This is a genomic window from Xanthomonas sp. SHU 199 (assembly GCF_000364665.1).
GTDB lineage: Bacteria > Pseudomonadota > Gammaproteobacteria > Xanthomonadales > Xanthomonadaceae > Xanthomonas_A > Xanthomonas_A sontii.
Map to the genome: position 1 here is coordinate 1 of NZ_AQOI01000462.1, position 5,631 is coordinate 5,631.

The following is a 5,631-nucleotide window of genomic DNA, read 5'->3' on the forward strand; positions in this document are numbered from 1 at the left end:
GGCTCCAGCGCCGGCCACCGCGTCCGTGCCCGCAGCCGACGCCGACCTCGTCCGCAGCGACGCGCTGCCTGCCGCCCCGGCCGGCAAGCCAGGCTGGCGCGAGCGTCTGCGCAACAGCAGCTTCGCGCGCAGCGTCGGCAGCCTGTTCTCGCGCAATCCCAAGCTCGACGACGACCTGCTCGACGAGATCGAGACCGCGCTGATCACCGCCGACGTCGGCATTCCCGCCACCACCGCGCTGATCGAGAGCCTGCGCAAGCGCATGAAGGCGCGCGAGTTCGCCGACGCCAGGGCACTGCAGCAGGCGCTGCGCGCCGACCTGCTGGCGATCCTGCATCCGGTGGCCAAGCCGCTGCAGATCGACCGCAACGCCAAGCCCTTCGTGGTGCTGACCGTCGGCGTCAACGGCGTCGGCAAGACCACCACCATCGGCAAGCTGGCCAAGCGTTTCAAGGACGAGGGCCACAGCCTGATGCTGGCGGCCGGCGACACCTTCCGCGCCGCCGCGGTAGCGCAGTTGCAGGCCTGGGGCGAGCGCAACGGTGTGAGCGTGATCGCGCAGGGCCAGAACGCCGACGCCGCCTCGGTGGCCTTCGATGCGCTGCAGGCCGGCAAGGCGCGCGGCACCGAGGTGCTGATCGCCGACACCGCCGGCCGCCTGCACACCCAGACCGGGCTGATGAACGAGCTGGGCAAGATCCGCCGCGTGCTCGGCAAGCTCGACCCCAGCGCGCCGCACGAGGTGCTGATGGTCATCGACGGCACCACCGGCCAGAACGCGCTGTCGCAGCTGCGCCAGTTCCACGCCGCGGTCGGCGTCACCGGTCTGGTGGTGACCAAGCTCGACGGCACCGCCAAGGGCGGCGTGGTGTTCGCCCTGGCCCGCGAATTCGGCATCCCGATCCGCTTCGCCGGCATCGGCGAGCGCCCCGAAGACCTGCGCGTGTTCGACGCCGAAGCCTTCGTCGACGCGTTGCTGCCCGACGCCTTGGGTGCCTGATCCTGAGCCCCTCTCCCACTGGGGCGACTGGGCACGGCTTGCGCGCCACTGGCGCGCGTGCCCTGGAGCGCCCGCGCCGCCAGCGCGGGCGGGGGCGCGGAGCGGGGGTTGGGGTGAGGGTGCGGCGGAGCCAACCATGCCGGCACTGGCGCTACCCAAACCGCACTAGGCTTCGCCCGTACCCTCATCCGGCCCTTCGGGCCACCTTCTCCCGGAGGGAGAAGGAATAGCCGTACCCTCATCCGCCCCTGCGGGGCACCTTCTCCCGACGGGAGAAGGGAGCTTTGAAGCCAGCATGCGCCAGCCCTCTGACACCTTCCCCACCCGCCTGCTCGCCTGGTTCGACCGCCACGGGCGGCATGACCTGCCCTGGCAGCATCCGCGCAGTCCGTACCGGGTGTGGCTGTCGGAGATCATGCTGCAGCAGACCCAGGTGGCGGTGGTCATCCCCTATTTCCTGCGCTTCCTGCAGCACTTCCCGACCCTGCCCGACCTGGCCGCCGCCGACAACGACGCGGTGATGGCGCAATGGGCCGGGCTGGGCTACTACGCCCGTGCGCGCAACCTGCATGCCGCCGCCAAGCGCTGCGTGGAACTGCACGATGGCGACCTGCCGCGCGATTTCGAGGCACTGCACGCGCTGCCCGGCATCGGCCGCAGCACCGCCGGCGCGATCCTCAGCCAGGCCTGGAACGACCGCTTCCCGATCCTCGACGGCAACGTCAAGCGCGTGCTGACCCGCTACCACGGCATCGCCGGCTACCCCGGCCTGCCGGCGGTGGAAAAGCCGCTGTGGGCGCTCGCGCACGACCACGTGGCCGCCGTGCCGGACGGGCGCATGGCCGACTACACGCAGGCGCAGATGGATTTCGGCGCCACCCTGTGCACCCGCGCCAACCCGGCCTGCGTGCTGTGCCCGCTGCAGGACGACTGCGTGGCGCGCCGCGACGGCCTGGTCGAGGCGCTGCCAACGCCCAAGCCGGGCAAGACCCTGCCCGAGCGCGAGGCGCTGGCGCTGCTGCTGGAGAACGCCGCCGGCGAATTGCTGCTGCAGCGGCGGCCGCCGACCGGCATCTGGGCCTCGCTGTGGACCCTGCCGCAGGCCGACACCGACAGCGAGCTGCGCGCCTGGTACGCGCGCTGGATGCGCGGGCGCGCCTACGACGACGCCGAAGCGCTGCCGCCGATCGTGCACACCTTCAGCCATTACCGCCTGCACCTGCAGCCACTGCGCCTGCGCAAGGTCGCCATGGGCGATGCGCTGGGCGACAATGACGACCTGCGCTGGGTGGCGCGCGCCGACCTGTCGACGCTGGGCCTGCCCGCACCGATCCGCAAACTGCTCGTCGGCCTCTAGCGCGCCAGCGCGCGCCGCCGTACGCACCGCCAGGAATTGACATGTCCCGCACCGTCTTCTGCCAGTACCAGCAACGCGACACCGAAGGGCTCGACTACGTGCCGTATCCCGGCGAGCTCGGCAAGCGCGTGTTCGCGCACATCGGCAAGGCCGGCTGGCAAGCCTGGCTGGCGCACCAGACCATGCTGATCAACGAGAACCGGCTGTCGCCGCGCGATCCCAAGCACCGCGCGTTCCTGGAAACGGAGTTGGAGAAGTTCCTGTTCCAGGGTGGCGCCGACAAGCCCGACGGCTACGTGGCGCCCGACCAGGCCTCCTGAGCACCACCGCGTCGTCGCGTCACTCCCACGTACCGACGCTCAGACACCGCCAAGCGCCTGCGTTCGTCGCACCTCACCCGACCTCCAGGAGCGTCTTCAGCCGCGACACGGCCTTACCGGTAATACCCGTCGCGGCTGAAGCGTGCGCCCCGGGGCCATAAGGGCGTGCCGCACAGCACCTTGCAGTGCACCTGACGCAACAGGCTGCACCAGCAAGCGACAGCGCGACATCACCCTAGCCGCACCACCGCGCGCACCGCCTCGCGAATCCCAAATCCCGGCACTGCGTCAGCTCCCAGGCGCCTGCTGCGCCCGTTCCTGCACCTTGGCCTCGCGCAGTTCCTTCTCCGAGGTGCGCAGCGCCTTAACGTCGAGCGGGCGGATGCTGTCGATGCGGCACGGCAGGCGAATCGCGGCGGGGCCGCCGCCGAGCACCAGCACATCGTCGAACTTCGCCGAGACCTGGCTGCCGAAATGGGTGATGGCGATGCTGGGGGCGAAATCCAGGTCCTGGCAGGTGCCGGCGAATTCCAGCAGATAGGCCTGGTTCGGGCGCGTCCACACCGCCAGCGCGCTGTCGCCGAGTGCGGTCCAGCCGCTGAGCCGGTTGAAGTACTGGAAGTCGCGCACCGGCGCACCGGCGTGGGCGCGGTACAGGGTCAGACGCTCGTCGTCGCTGAGCCGGTTGGTGGCACAGCCGGCCAGCACGGCCGTGGCGACGAGGGAGGACAGCAGCAGGCGTTTCATGGCAGTGCTCCTGATGGTGTGGAGCGCATCATGCGCCCGCCGCCGTGCACGCGAGCGTGGATAAGCGCGCGGCGTTCAGCGACAAGGCAGCCAACGCGTGCGGCGACGGCAGCGCTTACTGCGAAGCACCACGCGCGGACTCGCAGAAGCGCTGCCGGTACTCCAGCGCCTTGGGCATCAGCGCCTGCAGGTTCTGGATGCGGGTGCCCGGATTGGGATGGGTGGACGCGAACTCCGGCGGCGCCTGGCCGCCGCTGCTGGCGCTCATCCGCTCCCACAGCGGCACCGCCTCGCGCGGGTCGAAACAGGCCGCCGCGGCCAGCATCAGGCCCACTTCGTCGGCCTGGGTCTCGTGGCTGCGCGCGTACGGCAGCAGGTAGCCATAGCCCATCGCCGCCATCGCCATCTGCTGCTGTTGCGGATCCAGGCCGCCGGCGGCGCCGGCCATCTGCCCGATCTGGGTCAGTTTCTGCTGGGCCATGCGCTGCGCGCCATGCCGCAGCAGCGCATGCGCGATCTCGTGGCCCATCACCACCGCCATCGCGTCGGCGTTCTTGGCCACCGGCAGCAACCCGGTGTAGACCGCCATCTTGCCGCCGGGCAGGCAGAACGCATTGGCTTGGTCGGACTCGATCACGTTGACGTCCCAGTCGAAGCCGCGCGCGTAATGCTTGGCCTGCATGCCGTGCTCGGCGGCCAGCGCGTCTTCGACCACGTCGACCTTGGCGATCAGCCGCTGCGCGATCGCACGCACCTGCTGCGCCACCTGCGACTGCGGATCGACCGGATGTTCCTGCGCCAGGATCTCCTGGTACGCCTGCAGACCCAGCGCCTTCTCGTCCTCCACATTCAACGAGCGGTCGATCAGCACCTGCTCGCCGGTGTACGGATCCTCGCTGCGGTTGGAGAACCAGTAGAACCCGGCATACACGGCAAAGCCCAGCAGTACCAGCCAGCGCACCCCGCCCAGCGGTCCACGGCGGCCGCCGCCCGGTTCGCCGCCCTGGCGGCCGAAGACTTGGTTCATCGCACTCCCCCTCGCTGACTGGTGAGGCAATCTAGCGCCGGCACCGGCGCGGCGGCGTCAAATGCCGCGCACCAGGCGGAAGCCGACGCGTGCGCTGGTGCTGTCCGAATCCTGCATCAGCCGCCACGCCGCGCGGGTCTGCTCCGGCGCATTGGCCCAGTTGCCGCCGCGCACCACCCGCGAGCGGCAGCCCGGGTTGTACCAGGCCGCGCCGTCGGCCGGCGCGCGGCGATAGCTGGCGTGCCAGCAGTCGGCGACCCACTCGCTGAGGTTGCCGGCCATGTCGTGCAGGCCCCAGGCGTTGGCGGAAAAACTGGCCACCGGGGCCGGGCCCCAGAAGCCGTCGGTGTAGCCGACGAAGGCATTGCGCCAGTGCCGCCCGCTGGGCGAGACGTCGCCGCCGCCGGTGAAGTTGCCGCTGCCGCGCGGCGGCGTGCCGGCGTTGCCCCAGGGATAGCGGCCGCGGCCACCGGCGCGCAGGGCGTATTCGAACTCGGCCTCGCTGGGCAGCCGGTAATGCCGCCCGGTCTGCTGCGACAGCCAGGCCGCATAGGCCTCGGCGTCGCGCACGCTGACGTGCATCACCGGGCTGTTCGGCGCCGCCCGCGCGCCCTGGTAATCGGACTGCCAGTCCACGCCGTTGCGGCGCACGAAGTTGCCGCTGCGTTCGTCGTAGACGGTGGAATGGCCGCGCCGGGTGGCGCGCGGACGCGCATTGGTCGCCTCCACGAAACGGCGGAACTCGGCCACGGTGACCTCGGTGATCGACATGGCGAAACCGCGGTCGAAGCGCACGTAGTGCTGCGGCATCTCCGCTGGCGAGGCGCCGGGTTCGGTCTCGGCCGCGCCCATGCGGAAGCCGCCGTGCGGCACCACGATCATCTGCGGGCCGCGCCCGCCGTCGTGCATGCCGTCGGTGAACACCTGGCCGGGGCGGAAGCTGCCGTAGTGGGTGGCCAGGTCGATGCGTTCGCGCAGCATCGCCGCCACCGGGTCGCCGGGATCGGCGATGCGCAGCACGTCGCCCAGGCGCTCGCGCGCCGACTTCAATCCGGCCGGGGTGGCCAGATCGCGCAGGCCGGCATCGCGCAAGGCGGCGATGCGCGCCACCCGCACCTGCTCCACGCGCTCGCGCGCGTCGTGCACCGTGGGCGCATCCTCGCGCACCCGCGCCGCGCGC

6 protein-coding genes are annotated in these 5,631 nt (G+C 71.2%); 3 read left to right on the forward strand and 3 right to left on the reverse strand.

The annotated features are described in order from the left end of the window. The 3 genes from ftsY to D183_RS0114700 all read left to right on the forward strand — a co-directional run. Positions 1–1,000 (forward strand): signal recognition particle-docking protein FtsY (gene ftsY, locus D183_RS0114690; protein ID WP_017909668.1); only part of this gene is annotated, 1,000 nt, incomplete at its 5' end. A gap of 295 nt (positions 1,001–1,295) precedes the next feature. Further along, positions 1,296–2,357, forward strand: a complete 1,062-nt coding sequence (gene mutY, locus D183_RS0114695; RefSeq protein ID WP_017909669.1) for an A/G-specific adenine glycosylase — start codon at positions 1,296–1,298, stop codon at positions 2,355–2,357. A 41-nt stretch (positions 2,358–2,398) separates the two neighbouring features. Beyond that, positions 2,399–2,677: an oxidative damage protection protein gene (locus tag D183_RS0114700; protein WP_017909670.1), complete on the forward strand. Its 279-nt coding sequence runs from the start codon at positions 2,399–2,401 to the stop codon at positions 2,675–2,677. A 288-nt stretch (positions 2,678–2,965) separates the two neighbouring features. Here the strand turns inward: D183_RS0114700 and D183_RS0114705 are convergent, their stop codons facing one another. The 3 genes from D183_RS0114705 to D183_RS0114715 all read right to left on the reverse strand — a co-directional run. After that, positions 2,966–3,424 (reverse strand): DUF6491 family protein, encoded by a 459-nt coding sequence (locus tag D183_RS0114705; RefSeq protein WP_017909671.1) that lies wholly within the window; start codon positions 3,422–3,424, stop codon positions 2,966–2,968. A 115-nt stretch (positions 3,425–3,539) separates the two neighbouring features. Next, entirely contained in the window at positions 3,540–4,451 is a 912-nt protein-coding gene (locus D183_RS0114710; protein ID WP_017909672.1) for a M48 family metallopeptidase, read from the reverse strand. 57 nt (positions 4,452–4,508) lie between these two features. Beyond that, positions 4,509–5,631 (reverse strand): formylglycine-generating enzyme family protein (locus D183_RS0114715; RefSeq protein WP_017909673.1); only part of this gene is annotated, 1,123 nt, incomplete at its 5' end.